Consider the following 17999-nt stretch of genomic DNA (forward strand, 5'->3'; position numbering starts at 1 on the left):
CGATCACTGAACCGAGAGTAAGACGGGCGGTGCGGCTCCGCACGGTACGAGGGGCCGGGGGAGAGGGGAGCGGCACCGGGTGGGGCCGACGGAGTGACAGGTGCGGCGGACGGGACAATGGACGGATGGGCAGCGAGCTGAGCCGGGAGCGGAAGCCGGGGCGGGACCGGGAAGGGACGGCCACCGGGCCGCACCCCGTGCCCGATGTCGCGGCCTACCTCTCCGGCCGCTGGAGCATCGAGCGCACCGTGGGCGACCTGCGGAACGGCACCGAGGGCAGCTACCGCGGCACCGCCGAGTTCCGGCCCGACGCGGCCGGCGAGACGCTGCTGCACCACGAGGAGGGGCGGCTGACGTGGGGCGGGACGGCGAACCCCGCGAGCCGCACGCTGCGTCTGCGGCCCCGCCCGGACGGCACCGCCGGGGTCGAATTCGCCGACGGCCGGCCCTTCCACGACCTCGACCTCCGGACCGGCCGGTGGACCGCCGTCCACCCCTGTGCCGCGGACCGGTACGAGGGGACCTTCACCGCCGTCGGCCCGGACGAATGGCATCTGGAGTGGCGGGTCGGCGGCCCGGCCAAGGACCAACTACTGCGCTCGGTGTACCGGCGGCTGGGGTGACCGTGGCCGGGCCGGCCGCCTCCCACCACGCACGGCGCCCCCGAGGACAGGTGTCCCCGGGGGCGCCGGCGGTCGTTTCGCGGCGGGATCAGGCGGCGGGCAGCTTGCCCCGTCCGAAGAGCTTCCGCTCGTCGTGCAGCGCGAACGGCGTGGTCCGCAGATCGGCTATCTGAATACCGAAGATCTTCAGTTGCAGCATCAGCTCGGTCTTCAGGTCGTAGCCCGCGCTGAGCGCCCACGCCGGGGCGCCGCCACCGGTCGCGGCCGCGGCCCGCCCGGTCAGGTGGACGGACAGATCACCGCCGACGCCCGCCGTGTCGTACAGGAACACCTCGGCACGCGCCCCGATACGGGCCGTCGCGGAGGCCGCGCCCTCGACCCGCGGCGCCGCGCCCTTCGTCTGCTGCCGCGCCTCGTGCAGCGGCTGCCACCCGTTGCTGCGGTCGTACTTCGCACCGACGGCGAACGAACCGTTGGTGCGCTGGTCGGCGTCGAGCACGATGCGGCCGTCCGCGGTGAAGCGGTAGGTGAAGGTGACCTCGGTGCTGACCACGACGGGCACCGGGCCCACCCAGAAGACATGCCGGCCGGTGACCGCCGCGATCGGCACCGCGACCTGCCCGGTGTCCGCGGTACCGCGCACCTTGCCGTGCACCTGCCAGCCATAGCCGTAGGAGCCGCCGAGGCCGATGGCGGCCCGCTGCGGCAGCAGGTTCAGCCCGCCGCGCTTCTCGTACTGGAAGATCAGCTCGGGCCGGAACGACACCTCGCCGGACAGCCGGGCAGGAGACTTGGCGGTCGCCTGCACGCCCTTGGGCAGCGGCATATTGAGCCCCAGCCGCAGGGTGGTGAGCGCCTTCCGCGCCTCGGGCGGCAGCGCGCTGTCGGAGGAGGAGGGGGCCCGGGTACCGGAGGGCGCGAGTTGGGTGCGGACCCCGGAGGAGTCGGACGCCGAAGGGCTCGGGGAGCCGGAGGCGGTGGCGTCCGGGCTGCCGGACGGAGTGCCCGGCTCGCCGGACGGAGTGGCCGTGCCACCGGTGTCCGCACCGGGTCGCTTCTGGACGGTGACACCCGAGGAGAGCGGCTTGACCGAGATCTCGCCGGGACGCAACGCGGTGCGCTGGTTCACGTTCTGATCGCCGAGCAGCTCCGAGAGTGTGGCGGGGGCGGTGGTCACCCGGACCTTGCCGTCGTGGGAGCCGGTGACCTTGCGGACCTTGAACAGCGCACCCGAAGGGGCGTGCCGGTTGGGCGCGGCGGCGACCACATCCCCGGACCGTACGGTCTTGCCGGCGGACGGCTTGAGCTCCGCCTGCTTGCGGTGCGCGTCGTACGACGAGAGCTGTACGGAGACCGAATTGCCGGACGGGCTCGGTGCGTCGGACGGCCTGGCGACCGCGGCACCGCCCTCCGGACCGGTGGCCTGGGCATCGTCCGGAACGGCACCGGGGGCCGTCGGCCCGGCGGCCGGTGCGCCGGCCGAGGACGTGCGCGGCTTGTCGGGACCCGAGAGCAGGGCGTGGGTGCCGAGGGCGGCGGGGACGAGTACGCCGACCGCGGCGGCGGGCACCGCGATACGACGCCAGGAAACAGCCATGGGATTCCTCGATGGTGCGGGGGGTGATGGGGAGGGGGACAGCGGGGCCGCGCACCGAACGCCGGGACGAGTCCGGACGGCTGGGGAAAGTCGTCCAAGTTCGAACATCTGTAGGGGTTCGGGCGGCTTCCTCGTAGCATGGCGACGAATGATCGCTTTCGCCATGGGGAAAGACACCGAGTCGGGAGGGGACGGGTGGAGACTTCCACAACGGTGCCGGAGTCCACCGCCGCGCTGCATGCCGGCATCGACGCGCTCACCGACGAGGTCATCGACGGCCTGCGGTCCCAACTCCCCTCCTACGCGGCGGTGTCGGCGGACCGGCTCAGGCCCAGGGTGCTGGCGTCCCTGCGCAACGGCCTCTCGCTGGTGCAGCGCTGGGCCGAGGAGCGGCGCAGCGCGCGAGCCGCCGGTCGTGGCGACGCCCCCGCGTACGGCATCCCGGAGAGCCATCTCGACGAGGTGACGTCCCTGGCCCACGCGTTGCCCGTCGAGGACGTCATCTCGGCCTACCGGATCGGCACGGATATCGTCTGGCGCCGCTTCGGTGAGGAGATGACGGCCCGGGGCGGGACCGCCGAGGACCTGCTGCCGATAGCCGAGACCCTGCGCGCCTGGGTCGACGCCAACACCCTGCGGATCGTGCGCAGCTGCCGGGTCGGCCTCCAGGGAGACGACCCGACGGCCGAGCGCCGGCATGCGGCCATGGTCCGCGCCCTGCTGCTCGGCGAGGCACGGTGGGACACGTCCCTCGGTGCCTGGGGCGCCGGGCGAACCGGCGACGGCCCGGCCGACGGATACCGGCCAGAGGGCCACGCCGACGACGCGGAGACCGAGGACGGCTCCTACGAACACAGCGCCCTCCGCCTCCCGTTCCGGGCGCGGCTGCCCGAGGACGCCCCGCCCGGCGCACCGGTCGGTGCCCCTGCCGTCGTGGGCCACGCCGGCCCCGGTGACCGCGCGTTCCACCGGACCGTCGCCCTGCTGCGCCCCTGGCTCGCCCTGGACGAGGCGGGGCGCCCACTGGTCACGACCGTGGACGGGGATGTGGCGGGACTGCTGGTCGGGCGCCCGGCCGGGCTGTGCCGCAGCCTGATCCTGGGCCTGGGCGCCCCGGCGCCTGTCTCCGGGGTCGCCACCGAATTCACCCGGGCCACCCAGGCGTTGCGGGCCGCCGCCGGATTCGGGCTCGTCGGCGCGTACACCCGCGAGGAGCTGGGGCTGCGAGCCACGGTCGTGGCGCTGCCGGCCGTGGGAGAACAGCTGGTACGGCTCCGCCTGGCCCCGCTGGCCGAACGGGGCGAGGACGGCGCCCAGTTGGCGGAGGCCGCGGCCGCCTACCTACGACAGGGCCTGCGCCTGGAGGCCGCCGCGCGCACCCTCTATGTGCACCCCAACACCCTGCGCAACCGCCTGCGGCGCTTCGAGGAGATCACCGGCACCAACCTCCGGGACCCGGCCGACCTGGCCGAGGTCTGGTGGGCGCTGACCCACCGCCGGCTCCACGGGCCGGCGAACTGAGGCGCCTGCCGCTGCTGCCGCAAAACAAGAACCGGATCCCGGCCGGGTTGCCTATATTCCTGTTCATGCCCGAGATACAGCTGCTCCGCCCAGGCCACGCCCCCGCGCTGCTCGCCTTCGAGCAGGAGAACCGGGCCTACTTCGCCGCGTCCGTCCCTGACCGGGGCGATGACTACTTCGCCCGGTTCGACGAACGGCACCGTGCCCTGCTCGCCGAACAGGCGGCCGGGATCTGCTACTTCCACGTCCTGGTAGGCGCCGAGGACGAGGTGCTGGGGCGGGTCAACCTCGTGGATGTCGCGGAGGGCGGCGCCGCACTCGGGTACCGGATCGCCGAGCGTGCCACGGGCCGGGGGCTGGCCACCCGGGCCGTACGGACGCTGTGCGACCTGGCCGCCACCAGCTACGGGCTGACCACCCTGCGCGCCGCGACCACGCTCGACAACCCGGCCTCGTGGGCCGTGCTGGCCCGCTCAGGATTCACCGTCGTCGGCGAGAGCGAGCTCTGCGGTCGCCCTGGCCTGTTATACCGCCGCAGCCTTGCGCAGGTCACCGCTCCGCCCGGTACGCCGACCGCCCGTTAGGTCCCGGGCCGTGCTCTCCGGTGGTCCGAAGGCTTCGGACCACCGGATGCTCGCTGCACAGCTGCTGCCACCGCCCGCCGGAACGGCCTCAGTTCTTGACCGCCCGCAGTGCGTACAGCAGCGGAACGATCGGCTCCGACGGCGGAAGCCGCCACCAGCCGTTCTCGCCCGGCACCATCGAGTCGAACCGCTTCCAGGGCAGCAGCTCGGTCTCCCGGACCAGTTGGACGGTCAGCCCCGCGCCGACCACGGCGGAGATGACCTCCCCGAGGCCGTGCCGCCACTCATAGCTCGTGGTGGCGCCCTGCACCGGCGGACCGTCGGTGTAGGTGCACGGCGTATCGCTCCTGAGGGGGCCACGACCCCCTAGGTAGTCGTTCCGGAGCCGGAGTTCCTGCTGGTCCGGGCCGCCGGCCGGCCCCAGGGAGTCCAGCAGCGGATGGAACTCGACCAGATAGAACGTCCCACCGGGCCGGAGCAGTGAGCTGACGATCCCCGCCCAGGCGGTCAGGTCCGGCAGGTAGCACAGCGCCCCCTTGCCCGTGTAGATCACATCGAAGCGCCGCGCACCGAGCGCCTCCGGGGCCCGGTGCACATCCGCCTGCACGAACTCCATGTCCCGGCCGGCCTCCTCGGCCAGCCGCCGCGCCTCCGTAACCGCCGCCGCCGAGAAGTCGAGGCCCACCGTGCGCGCGCCCCGCTCCGCGAAGGCGGCCGTCTCGGTGCCCAGATGGCACTGTAAATGCAGCACGTCCCGCCCGGTCAGCTCGCCGAGATCGGTCCACTCGAAGGGCGCGAACCAGTCCTCGGCGGTGCGGGAGCCGTCCAGCCCGTAGAACTCGCTGGCCACATGGATCGGGGTGCGGGCGTCCCAGTTGGCCTGGTTGGCCAGCACCATCTCCTCGGCGGTGGACGGAATTCCCGGGCGGGGCGTCAGTTCACTCTTGTTCATGGTCATCCGTCCCTTCTACCCGCCGGGCCGGGGTGCCCACCAGTAGGGACGGCGAGGCGGCGGGCGCCCTACCCCTCCGCGGCCGGCGTCGTCCACACCTCCCCGTCGAGGACATTGCGCATCCCCACCCACACCATGTTCATCAGCCGCACGGTGATCCGCTCCGGGGGCTCGTCGGGATGCAGCACCATCCAGTCGGTGAGCGAGTCCGCCGCCCCGACCAGGGTGTACGCCACGAAGTCGGCCTCGTCCTCCGCGCAGGCGGGGCCGGCCCGCTCCGCACTACAGGTCCGGACGACCCCGGAGACCTCGGTGAGCACCGCCCGTCGGCTCTGCGCCAGCTCCGCCGCTATCGCCGGGCTCAGCTCCGATGCCTGGCGGTGCAGCATCACCCAGCTGTCCGGGTGTTCGGTGACGAAGGTGAAGAACGCCAGCAGCCCCGCCCGCAGGCGCAGTTCGGGGGAGGGCGCCGGGCCCGCGGTGGCCCGGAACGCGGTCACCAGGCGCTCGGTCTCGCGGCGCAGACAGGCGAGGAACAGTCCTTCCTTGGAGTCGAGGTACAGATAGACCATCGGCTTGGAAATTCCGGCGAGTTCAGCGATCTCGTCGACCGAGGAGGCGTGGTAGCCGCGCTTGGCGAAGACCCCGATCGCCGCGTCGATGATCAGCTGCTCCCGGACCGGCCGGGGGAGGCGTCGCCTGCGTATGTCGCTCATTCGTGCCACCTTACCCCCACCTTACTGGCGAGTAAGGTGACCTGGGTGTCAGCTTGCCGGTGGCCGGCGGCGCTGATCGGCGTCGTGATCGATAGGTGTAAAGCGGGGTGACGGTGGTAGGCGATCTCACGTAACGCCCCAGTCCGTAACGGCAGTTGCTCGGGTGCCTGCCGGGACGGAACCGGATGCGGCAGGGCCTGGGTGTCTGTTCCTGGGTCGGGCCCGGACCGCGCGGGGGGCGTGCCCGGCGTTGGGTGTCGCCGGACATGGAACGGGCCGCCGCCTGTGAGTGGCGTGGTGGCGGCCCGTACCCCCGGGCTGCCTGTCCTGACGGCGGGGACTGGCTCTCCTGACACTCCGTCACCTCACCTATTGGCACAAGGAACACGGTCGCTCGTCTGCAACAGCAGCCCTCCGCTGGGTATGTTGGGGACTGCGGGGCGTGGTCGTACAATCACGCAACGATCAGCCGCTGCCCCCTGCCTGAGGGCTGTCGAAGCGACGGGAAAGTGTGGAATGAGCCAAGAGACGCGACCGCAGTCCAGCGTCGTCGACGTCAGCATCCCGAGTGTGGCGCGGATGTACGACTACTACCTCGGGGGCAAGGACAACTACGCCGTCGACCGCGAGGCCTGTGACGAGCTGAGCAAGGTCGTCCCGAGCACCCAGGTGTTGGCGATCAACAACCGGCGTTTCCTCCAGCGGGTGGTCCGCTGGCTGGCGCGGGAACACGGCATCCGGCAGTTCATCGACCACGGATCAGGTCTGCCGACCCAGGACAACGTCCACCAGGTCGCCCAGCAGGTCGACCCGGAGTCCCGTGTGGTGTACGTCGACAACGACCCCATCGTGCTGGCGCACGGCCGGGCGCTGCTGGAGGAGAACGCCAACACCGCGGTCATCCAGGCGGATATGCGGGACACCGACGGCATCTTCGGCAGCCCCGAGGTCGAGCGGCTGATCGACTTCGAGCAGCCCGTCGCCGCGCTGTTCGTCTCCGTGCTGCACTGCATACCGGACGCCGACGACCCGGCGGGTCTGATCAAGCGGGTCGCCGACCGGCTGGTTCCCGGCAGCTTCCTGGTGGTGTGCCAGCTGGTCAGCGAGGACGCCGCGACCCGCGACTTCGTCACCGAATTCATGCGGGTCAGTACCCACGGCCAGTGGGGGCGGGTGCGTCAGGCGCATGAACTGGCCGGATTCCTGGAGGGGCTGGAGGTCCAGGAGCCGGGCCTGGTGGAGGTCTCCACCTGGAAGCCGGAGGCGGGCATCGGCCCCAAGCAGCTCACCCAGGAGTGGATCGAGTACGGCGGCGTCGCCCGCAAGCCGTAGCGCGGGCACCCCGCAACGCGGAAACGGGGCGGGGCACCCCGGTGGGTGCCCCGCCCCGCTCCGCCGGGACCGTGCGAATCAGCTCTCCTGCTTGAGCAGCCGCTCCAGGATCGCCACGGATTCGCGCGGCGACTCGGACTGGGCGCTGAGCCGGTCCATCACCGCGAGGTAGTGGTCCACATCATCGCGCTTGTCCAGATAGAGCGCGCTGGTCAGCTGTTCCAGATAGACGATGTCCGGCAGATCCGGCTCCAGGAACCGCAGGATCGTGATCGGACCACCGGCCGCCGCGAGTCCACCGAGGCTGAACGGGGCGATCTGGAGCGTCACATTCGGCAGCTCGGTCATCTTCAGCAGATGTCTGAGCTGGCCCGCCATCACCTCCGGCCCGCCGAGCGGGCGGCGCAGGGACGCCTCGTCGATCACCGCCCATACCCGCGGCGCGTCCGGGAGGGTCAGCAGTTCCTGGCGCTGGACCCGCAGCTGTACCCGGCGCTCGATCTCCTCGGGCGAGGACCGCGGATGACCGAGCTGTGCCACCGCACGGGCATAGTCGGCGGTCTGCAACAGGCCCGGAACGAACTGGACTTCGTAGGTGCGGATCACCGAGGCGGCCTCTTCGAGGCCGATATGCGTCTCGAACCAGCCGGGCAGCACATCGCCGTACTGATGCCACCAACCGGGGCTGCTGGTCCGGCGGGCCAGTTTGAGGAAGTCGGCGCGGACCGCCTCGTCCGTGACGTTGTAGAGCGTCAGCAGATCGGCGACATCCCGCTCCTTGCAGCTCACCCGGCCGAGCTCCAGCCGGCTGATCTTGGCGTGCGAGCCGCGGATGGCGTCCCCGGCGGCCTCCCGGGTGATGCCCGCCGTTTCCCGCAGCCGGCGCAGCTGGGTGCCCAGCACGATGCGCAGAACGGTCGGGCCGCCCCGCGGGTGGTCGAGATAGCGGCGCAGGGACGGAGCGCTGTTCGGCTGCGCGGCGTTCATGCCGAATCCTCACTTCGCCCGGCCTCGCCTGCGCGCGGCTCGCACCCTTCAACGGTCCCCCGACCTCCGGCCGGGAGAACCCCCATCCGGTGCTCGCTCATGCTGACTCCCCTGAGTGGTCGGGTGAACGCTTAGTGTCCCATTGCCCCCAGCGTGCGTACAGCTGGGGTGACTATCCAGTCGACATATGCGCCAATCGTGGCGGCGTCCGCGCCGGTCCTAGGCGATGAGATCGTCGAAGTCGCCGTCCTTGGCGCCCTGGACGAAGGCCACCATTTCCTCGCGGGTGTAGACGAGTGCCGGACCCGAGGCGAACCGGGAGTTACGCACCGCCACCCCGCCGTCCGAAAGAACCGCCAGTTCAACACAGTTGCCACTGGGGTTGCTGCGGCGGCTCTTGCGCCAGACGGCGCCTTCGATGCTGGTGGCCTGTATGCCGTTGCTCACCGACTCCATCACAGCTGCTCCCTTACTGGAGGTCATTCCTCCGACCGATGCCGAGCCTTCGATCACCTTGGCGTGAACGAGCCCCTGGGGCACCGTCCTTGCCGATGTAATTGCAGATGCACTTGCACCGGCTGACGGCTGCCGAGGATATTAACCCTCCGAGGCAGTCCGGCCCAGCCCCGAATTCCCCTTCGCGGAGATGGTGATGACCACACATCCGGCAGACACCGTGCACCACAGCCCTCGGGAGGAACCGTGTGAGGACGCCTGGTGGATGCCCGCCCCCGACGGCTTCGCCGCCTGTGCCCTCAGCGGCACCGCACGCACCGTGCCGGAAGCCCGCCGGTTCACCCGGGCGACCCTGGAGAGCTGGCAGGTGTGCACCGGCCTCGCCGATGACGCGGTCCTGGTCGTCTCCGAACTCGTCAGCAACGCCCTGCGCCACGGCTTCCGGACCGCCGGAGCGGAGGACGAGGACACCGTGGCACCCACGCCCTTCTGCAACGCCTGGCTGGCACTGACCCGGCAGGAGACCACCGTGCTGTGCGCGGTCTCGGACGCCGGCCCCGGCGCACCCGTCATCAGGCCCGGGGGCATCCTGGCGGAATCCGGGCGCGGTCTGCACATCGTTGACCGGCTGAGCGAGTCCTGGGGCTGGACGCCCCCCGACCGGTCGGGGAAGACGGTCTGGGCGACGATGTCCGTACGCGGCTGAGGCCGCTCGTACGGAACCTCGCGGCGGCCCGCGCACGGAGCAGGCCGGTCTGCCGTGTGTGACGATTCCCGGGTCGCCGTCACCCGAGCGGAAGGCCCGAGAAGCCGATGGATCTGTTGTCCCTGCGCTACTTCCGTGCGGTCGCGCGCCGGGAACACATCAGCCGGGCCGCCGAGGAACTACGGGTGGCCCAGCCCTCGGTGAGCCGGACGATCGCTCGGCTGGAGGCCGAACTGGGCGTGCCGCTCTTCGACCGGCACGGCCGCGCCATCCGGCTCAACCGCTACGGCGCCGCGTTCCTGACCCGGGTCGAGCGGGCGCTGGACGAACTCGACGACGCCCGCCGGGAGATGGCCGATGCGGCCGGACTCGACGACGGCGGGGTGGCCGTCGCCGCCGAGACGCTGCTGCCGCTCACCGAGCTGTTGGCGGGATACCGCGCCGCCCACCCCGGGGTCACCGTGCGCTGCTTCCAGTCCACCCCCGACGTGATGCGGGAGCAGCTGCGGGCCCGGGAGGTGGACTTCTGCATCGCCTCGCAGCCGCTGTCCGGGCCCGGTCTGGGCGCGGTGCGGCTGCTGCACGAAGAGGTGCTGCTCGTGGTCCCGTCCGGGCATCCGCTGGCCGGCCGGGAACGGGTCACGGTCGCCGAGCTCGCCGAGGAACCCTTCATCACCACCAGGCCGGGTCACTGGCAACGGGCCCTGCTGGAGCGGCTGTTCGGCGCGATCGGACGCCGCCCGGTGATCTCCTGCGAGGGTGACGAACCGGGCGCCACCCACTTCCTGGTCGCGGCCGGTCTCGGCATCGGCCTGATGCCCTCGCTGGCCCGGCCCGACCTCGCGGCCGTGCCGCTCGCCTGGCTGCATCTCGACACCCCCGACTGCGTACGGACCCTGAGCCTGGTCCGGCGCGAGGACAGCTACCTCACCACGGCCGCCGCACGCTTCCGGGATCTGGCCGTCGCCCACTTCACCGGACGGCTACATGGCGTACCGGCACCGGAGTTGCGTACGTCGGCCGGTCCCCTCCCGTTGTCCTAGGGGTCGGCCGGCATCGCTTACGGCCACGTCCGACCGTGGCCGTCATCGCCTGCCTGCGGGAGCCGGTCAGTCTTCTCCGCGGAGGGTCCGTGCGAGTACGGAGCGGTGGGTCGGTTTGGCGTCGTCGTAGCGCCGGTGGCCCTGGTCGGTGAGGACGACGAAGATGCCGCGGCGGTCGAGATCGCACATGACGCGCTCGACGAGGCCGCCGCGCTCCAGCCTGGCGACCAGCCGGGAGGCGGCGCTCTGGCTCAGATGCACCACATTGGTGAGGTCCTGGCCGCGGCACTTGCCGTGGTCGGAGGAGGCGAGGAGCTCGAGTGCCTCGAACTCGCTGACGCTGAGGCCGTGCTCCGCCTGCAACTCCTGCTCCAGGGCACTGTGCACGGTGGCATGGCGGGCGAGAAGCCCATGCCACTCCTTGACCAGTTCCTGCTCCGAGCCACCTGTCATGGGGCCAGGTTAACATGCGGAAGCATTTGATGCACAGAAATTAAATGCGCTTGCATTCGATGTGCGTGCATGTAAGAGTCACGGCATGACTTCCTCCGCACCCCTGTCCGCCTCCACACCCACGTGGAACGCCAAACTCTGGGGAGTTCTGCTCACGGTCTCCCTGGTCATCGGGCTCGACGCGCTCGACGTCTCGATGGTGGGTGTCGCGCTCCCGTCCATCCAGGCGGACCTGGGCCTGTCCACCAGCGCGCTTCAGTGGATCGTCAGCGGCTATGTCCTCAGCTACGGCGGACTGCTGCTGCTCGGTGGACGCGCCGCCGACCTGCTCGGCCGCCGCCGGGTGTTCCTGACCGCGGTGGCCGTGTTCGCGGCGGCCTCCGTCCTCGGCGGTCTGGTCGACGACGGAGCCCTGCTCATCGCCACCCGCATACTCAAGGGCATGGCGGCGGCGTTCACCGCGCCCGCCGCGCTGTCCATCATCACGACCACGTTCGCCGAAGGGCCGGCGCGCAACAAGGCGCTGGGCGTCTTCTCCGTCTTCGGTGCCAGTGGCTACTCGGCCGGCCTGGTGCTCTCCGGCCTGCTGACCCAGGTGGGTTGGCGGTGGACGTTCTTCCTCCCGGTCCCGGTCGCGGTGATCGCGTGGATAGCGGCCAACCGCCTGCTCCCCAAGGACGGCCCCCGCGCCTCCGGCGGCTATGACATCCCCGGGGCGATCACCTCGGTCGGCGCGATGCTGCTGCTCGTCTACACCGTCGTGGAGGCACCGGAGGCCGGCTGGGCCGCGCCGAAGACCCTGATCCAGTTCGCGATCGCCGCGGTGCTGCTGGCCGCCTTCCTCGTGATCGAGCGCCGCAGTGCGCATCCGCTGGTCCGGCTCGGCATCCTCCGCTCAGGCTCGCTGGCCCGGGCCAACCTGGGCATATCCGTGTTCTTCGGCGGCTACATCGGCTTCCAGTTCGTGGTCATGCTCTACTTCCAGTCGGTGTTGCAGTGGTCGGCGCTCCAGACCGCGCTGGGCTTCCTTCCGGCCGCGGTGATCGTCGCCTTCGGCTCGCCGCGGATGGATCCCCTGATCGAACGGGTCGGCACCGCGCGCACCATCGCGGGCGGCGTCATCGCTCACCTCGTCGGCTATGTGCTCTTCCTCGTCATCGACCGGGACGCCCCGTACGCCGTCGGTGTGCTGCCCAGCATGATCCTGCTGGGTATCGGGTTCACCCTGGCCTTTGCGTCCTTCAACATCCAGGCCACCGCCGGCATCCCGGACCACGAACAGGGCCTGGCCGGCGGCCTGTTGAACACCTCGACGCAGGTCGGCGGCGCGATCGGACTCGCCATCGTCACCGCGGTGCTCACCGCCGGAGGCGAAGGCAAGACCGGCCCCGACGCCCTGCTCGCCGGCTTCACCCCGGCGCTGCTCACGATCACCGTGCTCTCGGCGATCGGCCTGCTCATCGGACTGTCGGGAGTGCTCGGACGGCGCAAGGCCGACCGGCCGGCGGACGCGTCGGTGGAAGACCCGGCGGAGAAGCCGGCCGTGAAGTCGGCGCCGTCGTCGGACGAGCGGGAGCTCGCCCTCGTCGACTGACCCGTCCGGTCACGGCACATCCCGGCTGCGCATGAGCCGCAGCCGGGATGCGCCGTAGCTGTCGTCGTGCGCCCGCCAGGGATGACGGGGGGATTCCCTAGGCTTCGCCCCGCGCGCCGTCCCCCAAGCCGAAGGCGTCCAGCAGGCGTTCGGCGGCCAGCGTGGCGGTGAGTTCGCCGTCGCGTACCGCGCGCTCGACCTCCGGGCCCAGGCGGCGTACCTCGGGGTGTTCCTGGAGGCGGTCGATCAGCCGCTCGCGCACCATCGACCAGGTCCAGTCGACCTGCTGGACCCGGCGCCGCTCGGCCAGCGCCCCGGTGGACTCCAGCAGGGTGCGATGCTGCTCGATCCGCTCCCAGACGCCCTTCAGGCCGGTGCCCTCGCGGGCGCTACAGGTCAGCACGGGTGGCGTCCAGGCCGCGTCCGGTGGCTGCAACAGCCGCAGCGCACCGGCCAGTTCACGGGCCGCGGAGCGGGCATCGCGCTCGTGCGGGCCGTCGGCCTTGTTGACGGAGACCAGGTCCGCCAGCTCCAGCACGCCCTTCTTGATGCCCTGGAGCTGGTCACCGGTGCGCGCCAGGGTCAGCAGCAGAAAGGTGTCGACCATGTTGGCGACGGTGGTCTCGGACTGTCCGACGCCGACCGTCTCCACCAGGATCACGTCATAGCCCGCCGCCTCCATCACCACGATGGATTCCCGGGTGGCCCGCGCGACCCCGCCCAGCGTGCCGGACGTGGGGGAGGGCCGGACGAACGCCGCCGGGTCGGTCGCCAGCCGCTCCATCCTGGTCTTGTCGCCCAGGATGGAGCCGCCGGTACGGCTGGAGGACGGGTCGACGGCGAGCACCGCCACCCGGTACCCCATCCCCGTCAGCAGCGTGCCAAGCGCGTCGATGAAGGTCGACTTGCCGACGCCCGGCACCCCGCTGATGCCCACTCTGCGGGCCGAACCGGAGTACGGCAGCAGCTCGATCAGCAGCCGCTGGGCCGCCGCCCGGTGGTCCGGGCGGGTCGACTCGACCAGGGTGACGGCGCGGGCGATCCAGGCCCGGGAACCCGCCCGGACACCCTCGGCGTACCGTTCGACATCGATCGTCGCAGGCATGACCCCCCGCTCAGAGCTCGTGGCCGAGGACCGAGGCCAGGTCCCGCACCAGATCGTGCGCGGCCTCGGGGATCACCGTGCCGGGCAGGAACACCGCGGCGGCGCCCATGTCGCGCAGCGGCTGTACGTCCGCCGGCGGGATCACCCCGCCCACCACGATCGTGATGTCCTCGCGGTCCTCCGCCGCCAGCGCCTCCTTGAGCGCGGGCACCAGCGTCAGATGGCCGGCCGCCAGCGACGACACCCCGACGATATGGACGTCCGCCTCCACCGCCTGGCGGGCCACCTCGGCCGGCGTCTGGAACAGCGGGCCGACATCGACGTCGAAGCCCAGGTCGGCAAAGGCCGTGGCGATCACCTTCTGGCCGCGGTCATGGCCGTCCTGGCCCATCTTGGCCACCAGGATGCGCGGCCGGCGGCCCTCGGCGCGCTCGAACTCGGCCACCAGCGACCGGGTGCGCTCCACACCGGAGGAGGGGCCCGCTTCGTCTCGGTACACACCGGAGATCGTACGGATCTGGCCGGAGTGCCGCCCGTAGACCGACTCCAGTGCGTCCGAGATCTCACCGACCGTCGCCATCGCACGGGCCGCGTCCACCGCCAGCGCCAGCAGATTGCCCTCCAGCCCCTCGCCGGGACCGGACTCGGCCGCCGCGGTCAGCGCACGCAGCGCCTTCTGGCAGGCCGCCTCGTCGCGCTCGGCGCGCAGCCGCTTCAGCTTCTCGATCTGCTGGGCCCGCACCGAGGAGTTGTCGACCTTGAGGACCTCGATCTCCTCGTCGGTCTCCACCCGGTACTTGTTGACGCCGATCAGCGCCTGCCGCCCCGAGTCGATCCGGGCCTGTGTCCGGGCCGCGGCCTCCTCGACGCGCAGCTTGGGGATGCCCGCGTCGATGGCCTTGGCCATCCCGCCGGCCGCCTCGACCTCCTCGATGTGCTGCCAGGCCCGCTGCGCCAGATCGTGGGTGAGCTTCTCGACGTACGCACTGCCGCCCCACGGGTCGATGACCCGGCAGGTGCCCGACTCCTGCTGGAGGAACAGCTGGGTGTTGCGCGCGATACGGGCGGAGAAGTCGGTGGGCAGCGCCAGGGCCTCGTCGAGGGCGTTGGTGTGCAGGGACTGGGTGTGCCCCTGGGTGGCGGCCATCGCCTCCACACACGTACGCGTGACGTTGTTGAACACGTCCTGCGCGGTCAGGGACCAGCCCGAGGTCTGCGAATGGGTGCGCAGCGAAAGGGACTTGGGGTTCTTCGGCTCGAAGCGCTGGACCAGGCGCGCCCACAGCAGCCGCGCCGCGCGGAGCTTGGCGATCTCCATGAAGAAGTTCATGCCGATCGCCCAGAAGAAGGAGAGGCGCGGGGCGAAGGAGTCCACATCCATGCCCGCCTCGATGCCCGCGCGCAGGTACTCCACCCCGTCGGCCAGGGTGTACGCCAGCTCCAGGTCGGCCGTCGCGCCCGCTTCCTGGATGTGATAGCCGGAGATGGAGATGGAGTTGTAGCGCGGCATCTTCTGCGAGGTGTACGCGAAGATGTCGGAGATGATCCGCATCGAGGGCTGCGGCGGATAGATGTAGGTGTTGCGGACCATGAACTCCTTGAGGATGTCGTTCTGGATGGTCCCGGCCAGCTTCTCGGGAGATACGCCCTGTTCCTCCGCGGCCACGATGTAGAGGGCGAGAACGGGCAGCACCGCGCCGTTCATCGTCATCGACACGGTCATCTTGTCCAGCGGGATGCCCTCGAAGAGCTGCCGCATGTCGTAGATCGAGTCGATCGCGACGCCCGCCATACCGACATCGCCGGTCACCCGGGGGTGGTCGCTGTCGTAGCCGCGGTGGGTGGGCAGGTCGAAGGCGACCGACAGGCCCTTCTGGCCGGCCGCGAGGTTGCGGCGGTAGAAGGCGTTGGACTCCTCGGCGGTGGAGAAACCGGCGTACTGCCGGATCGTCCAGGGCTGGTTGACGTACATCGTCGGGTACGGGCCGCGCAGATACGGCGTGATGCCCGGGTAGGTCCCCAGGAAGTCCAGCCCGTCGAGGTCCGCCTCGGTGTACAGCGGCTTGACGTCGATGCCCTCCGGCGTCTCCCACGTCAGATCCGCCACGCCCTTGCCGGTGGCCTGCTGTACGGCCTCCACCCACCGGCCGGTTTCCGCTGCGGCGCCCGGCTCGCCCAGCTCGATCGTGCTGAAGTCCGGGATGGCGCCCGCCTGTTGTGTTGTGTCACCCATGGAGGCTCCTAGCGAATGGGCTGCCAGTTTCGGTTACTGAGGGAATTGGTTCGCTGGCTCGTGGTAGTTTTGCCCAGTCCCGCAGGGGATCGGTTCGGGCTGGACCGCAATCTTCGGGTTGGAAGCCCCCCTCCGTCAGGCAGGGGAGCGGAGTCACCACGCCACCTCCATGACATCGAGCGCCGAGGTGAGCACTCCGACCGCATCGCAGTCGGCAAAGACGAACGAGTCCACACCGGCTCGTTCGTATGCCTCGCGGCGCTCGTCCGGGCGCCCTGCCGAGAACACCCGCAGCGCACCCGCCGACTTCAGCGCGGCCGCCACGGCCGCCGCCTGCTCGCCGTACACCGAGTCGCTCGCGCACAGACAGGCGATCCGCGCGCCGCTGGCGGCGAACGCCTCGGCCACCGACCCGGCATCCACCGGCGCGGGCCCGGCGACCGTCTCGATGCCGCCCGCCTGGAACAGATTGGCGGCGAAGGCCACCCGCGCGGTGTGTGTCGCGACTGGGCCCAGCGCGGCAAGAAAGACCTTCGGACGGGAGCCGCTGGCCGCCAGCTGCGCGTCGGAGCGCGACCGCAGCCGCTCGAAGGCGTCGTCCCTGCGCACCCGCGGCAGCCCTCCGCCGATCGGTGCGGGCGCCGGCTCGCGCTCCACCGGCGGCTCGGCGAGATGCGGGAACTCGCTGACCCCGGTGACCGGTTCGCGCCGGTGGGCGAGGTCCTCGCTACGGCGCTCCCAGGTGTCGGCCAGCCGGCCGGCGATCATCCCGGAGCGCAGTGCCGCGGCCTGGCCGCCGGCCCCCTCGACCTCCTGGAACCACGCCCAGGCGGCGCGGGCCAGTTCATCGGTGAGGCTCTCCACGTACCAGGAGCCGCCCGCCGGGTCGATCACCTTCGACAGATGCGACTCCTCCAGCAGCACGGACTGGGTGTTACGGGCGATCCGCCGGGCGAACGCGTCGGGCAGACCCAGCGCGGCGTCGAACGGCAGCACCGTCACCGCGTCGGCGCCGCCCACTCCCGCGGACAGCCCGGCGACCGTGGTGCGCAGCATGTTCACCCACGGGTCCCGACGGGTCATCATCACCGTGGAGGTGACGGCGTGCTGGCGCTGCGCGGACGCGGCGGGGGAGGCCCCGCACACCTCGGCGACCCGCGCCCACAGCCGGCGGGCCGCCCGCAGCTTGGCGATGGTCAGGAACTGGTCCGCGGTGGCGGCGTAGCGGAACTCCAGCTGCCGGCAGGCGTCGTCGATGCCGAGGCCGGAGCCCGTCAGCTGCCGCAGATAGGCGACGCCGGTGGCCAGCGAGGTGCCGAGCTCCTCGGCGGCCGAGCCGCCCGCCTCGTGGTACGGCAGCGCGTCGACGGCCAGCGCGCGCACACCGGGTGCGTCGGTGGCGCAGCGCGCGGCCATCCGGGCGGCCGACTCCAACTGGAGGCGCAGCTTGGCGTCATCACCCGTACGGGCCAGCAGGCCGAGCGGGTCGGCGCCCAGACAGCCGGCCGCCTCACGCAGCGGCGCACCGGACGCCGTGTACAGCCGCAGCAACTCCTCGGCGGCCGCCGCGAAATCGGCGCCCGCGTCCAGCACCACCGCGGCCAGGTCCAGATAGACCCCCTGAAGTGCCTGCTCCAGACCGGCCACCGGCACCCCGCCGTCGCCGACGGTCAGCCAGACCGAGGTGACGCCGTTCTCCAGATCGGCCAGTACCGATTCATTGGCCCGCTGGGGATCGGTGTGGACATGGCGCTGGCGTACGTCCCACCCGGCGACGGTCGTGCCCTCGGGCCGGCCGGCCCGTACGAAGGGCGGAAAGCCCGGGTGGCCCAGGGCGGCCGTACCGTCCTCGGCGGTGTAGAGCGGGCGTACGCGGATGCCGTCCTGGAGATCGGTGGCGAGCGCGTCCTCGGCGGCGGCGCCCGTTGCTTCTGCGACGCCCGATTTGCGCAGCACGCCTTCGACGAGGCGCTGCCACTGTGCGCGGTCGGCATCCGGGAAGGCTGCGGCCAGGGGGAGTTCGGGGGACTCGGCGGTCATGGCAGCAGGCTAGGCGAACGACCGTTAGCTGGAGCAGGGGCTCCAGCTGTGACGTTG

16 protein-coding genes are annotated in these 17999 nt (G+C 71.3%); 7 read left to right on the forward strand and 9 right to left on the reverse strand.

Annotation, left to right across the window (positions count from 1 at the left end; genetic code table 11):
* Positions 1–125: 125 nt before the first annotated feature.
* Positions 126–623: a DUF6314 family protein gene (locus AC3EUV_RS01735; protein ID WP_432140554.1), complete on the forward strand. Its 498-nt coding sequence runs from the start codon at positions 126–128 to the stop codon at positions 621–623.
* Between the two features lie 88 nt (positions 624–711).
* Here the strand turns inward: AC3EUV_RS01735 and AC3EUV_RS01740 are convergent, their stop codons facing one another.
* Positions 712–2220, reverse strand: a complete 1509-nt coding sequence (locus AC3EUV_RS01740; RefSeq protein WP_435601947.1) for a hypothetical protein — start codon at positions 2218–2220, stop codon at positions 712–714.
* Positions 2221–2415: 195 nt separating this feature from the next.
* Here AC3EUV_RS01740 and AC3EUV_RS01745 point away from each other — a divergent pair, with 195 nt between their 5' ends.
* Entirely contained in the window at positions 2416–3741 is a 1326-nt protein-coding gene (locus tag AC3EUV_RS01745) for a PucR family transcriptional regulator (protein ID WP_432140556.1), read from the forward strand.
* 65 nt (positions 3742–3806) lie between these two features.
* Positions 3807–4325, forward strand: a complete 519-nt coding sequence (locus AC3EUV_RS01750) for a GNAT family N-acetyltransferase (protein ID WP_432140557.1) — start codon at positions 3807–3809, stop codon at positions 4323–4325.
* A gap of 88 nt (positions 4326–4413) precedes the next feature.
* On the opposite strand, the gene AC3EUV_RS01755 is transcribed toward AC3EUV_RS01750, so the two are convergent.
* A complete protein-coding gene (locus tag AC3EUV_RS01755) occupies positions 4414–5283 on the reverse strand; it encodes a class I SAM-dependent methyltransferase (protein WP_435601948.1) in 870 nt (289 codons plus the stop codon).
* A 62-nt stretch (positions 5284–5345) separates the two neighbouring features.
* Positions 5346–5993: a TetR/AcrR family transcriptional regulator gene (locus tag AC3EUV_RS01760; RefSeq protein ID WP_435601949.1), complete on the reverse strand. Its 648-nt coding sequence runs from the start codon at positions 5991–5993 to the stop codon at positions 5346–5348.
* A 516-nt stretch (positions 5994–6509) separates the two neighbouring features.
* On the opposite strand from AC3EUV_RS01760, the gene AC3EUV_RS01765 reads away from it, so the two are divergent.
* A complete protein-coding gene (locus tag AC3EUV_RS01765) occupies positions 6510–7325 on the forward strand; it encodes an SAM-dependent methyltransferase (protein ID WP_432140560.1) in 816 nt (271 codons plus the stop codon).
* A gap of 78 nt (positions 7326–7403) precedes the next feature.
* Here the strand turns inward: AC3EUV_RS01765 and AC3EUV_RS01770 are convergent, their stop codons facing one another.
* Positions 7404–8312: a helix-turn-helix domain-containing protein gene (locus AC3EUV_RS01770; protein ID WP_435601950.1), complete on the reverse strand. Its 909-nt coding sequence runs from the start codon at positions 8310–8312 to the stop codon at positions 7404–7406.
* Between the two features lie 219 nt (positions 8313–8531).
* Positions 8532–8768: a DUF397 domain-containing protein gene (locus tag AC3EUV_RS01775; RefSeq protein ID WP_190142334.1), complete on the reverse strand. Its 237-nt coding sequence runs from the start codon at positions 8766–8768 to the stop codon at positions 8532–8534.
* 196 nt (positions 8769–8964) lie between these two features.
* Here AC3EUV_RS01775 and AC3EUV_RS01780 point away from each other — a divergent pair, with 196 nt between their 5' ends.
* Both AC3EUV_RS01780 and AC3EUV_RS01785 read left to right on the forward strand, forming a co-directional pair.
* On the forward strand, positions 8965–9474 hold the full coding sequence (locus AC3EUV_RS01780) for an ATP-binding protein (protein ID WP_432140562.1): 510 nt from the start codon (positions 8965–8967) through the stop codon (positions 9472–9474).
* Between the two features lie 107 nt (positions 9475–9581).
* Positions 9582–10517 (forward strand): LysR family transcriptional regulator, encoded by a 936-nt coding sequence (locus tag AC3EUV_RS01785; protein WP_432140563.1) that lies wholly within the window; start codon positions 9582–9584, stop codon positions 10515–10517.
* 66 nt (positions 10518–10583) lie between these two features.
* Here the strand turns inward: AC3EUV_RS01785 and AC3EUV_RS01790 are convergent, their stop codons facing one another.
* Positions 10584–10970, reverse strand: a complete 387-nt coding sequence (locus tag AC3EUV_RS01790; RefSeq protein ID WP_435601951.1) for a MarR family winged helix-turn-helix transcriptional regulator — start codon at positions 10968–10970, stop codon at positions 10584–10586.
* Positions 10971–11055: 85 nt separating this feature from the next.
* Between AC3EUV_RS01790 and AC3EUV_RS01795 the strand changes: the two genes are divergently transcribed.
* Complete coding sequence (locus AC3EUV_RS01795; RefSeq protein ID WP_432140565.1) at positions 11056–12564, forward strand: MFS transporter; 1509 nt, start codon at positions 11056–11058, stop codon at positions 12562–12564.
* Between the two features lie 97 nt (positions 12565–12661).
* Here AC3EUV_RS01795 and meaB read toward each other — a convergent pair whose 3' ends face one another.
* The 3 genes from meaB to AC3EUV_RS01810 form a co-directional block, all read right to left on the reverse strand.
* On the reverse strand, positions 12662–13669 hold the full coding sequence (meaB, locus tag AC3EUV_RS01800; RefSeq protein WP_435601952.1) for a methylmalonyl Co-A mutase-associated GTPase MeaB: 1008 nt from the start codon (positions 13667–13669) through the stop codon (positions 12662–12664).
* 10 nt (positions 13670–13679) lie between these two features.
* Positions 13680–15902, reverse strand: coding sequence for a methylmalonyl-CoA mutase (scpA, locus tag AC3EUV_RS01805; RefSeq protein WP_432140567.1), 2223 nt, complete (start codon positions 15900–15902; stop codon positions 13680–13682).
* Positions 15903–16055: 153 nt separating this feature from the next.
* A complete protein-coding gene (locus AC3EUV_RS01810) occupies positions 16056–17942 on the reverse strand; it encodes a methylmalonyl-CoA mutase family protein (RefSeq protein ID WP_435601953.1) in 1887 nt (628 codons plus the stop codon).
* Positions 17943–17999: the final 57 nt, after the last annotated feature.

This window comes from Streptomyces sp. bgisy130 (assembly GCF_057708345.1).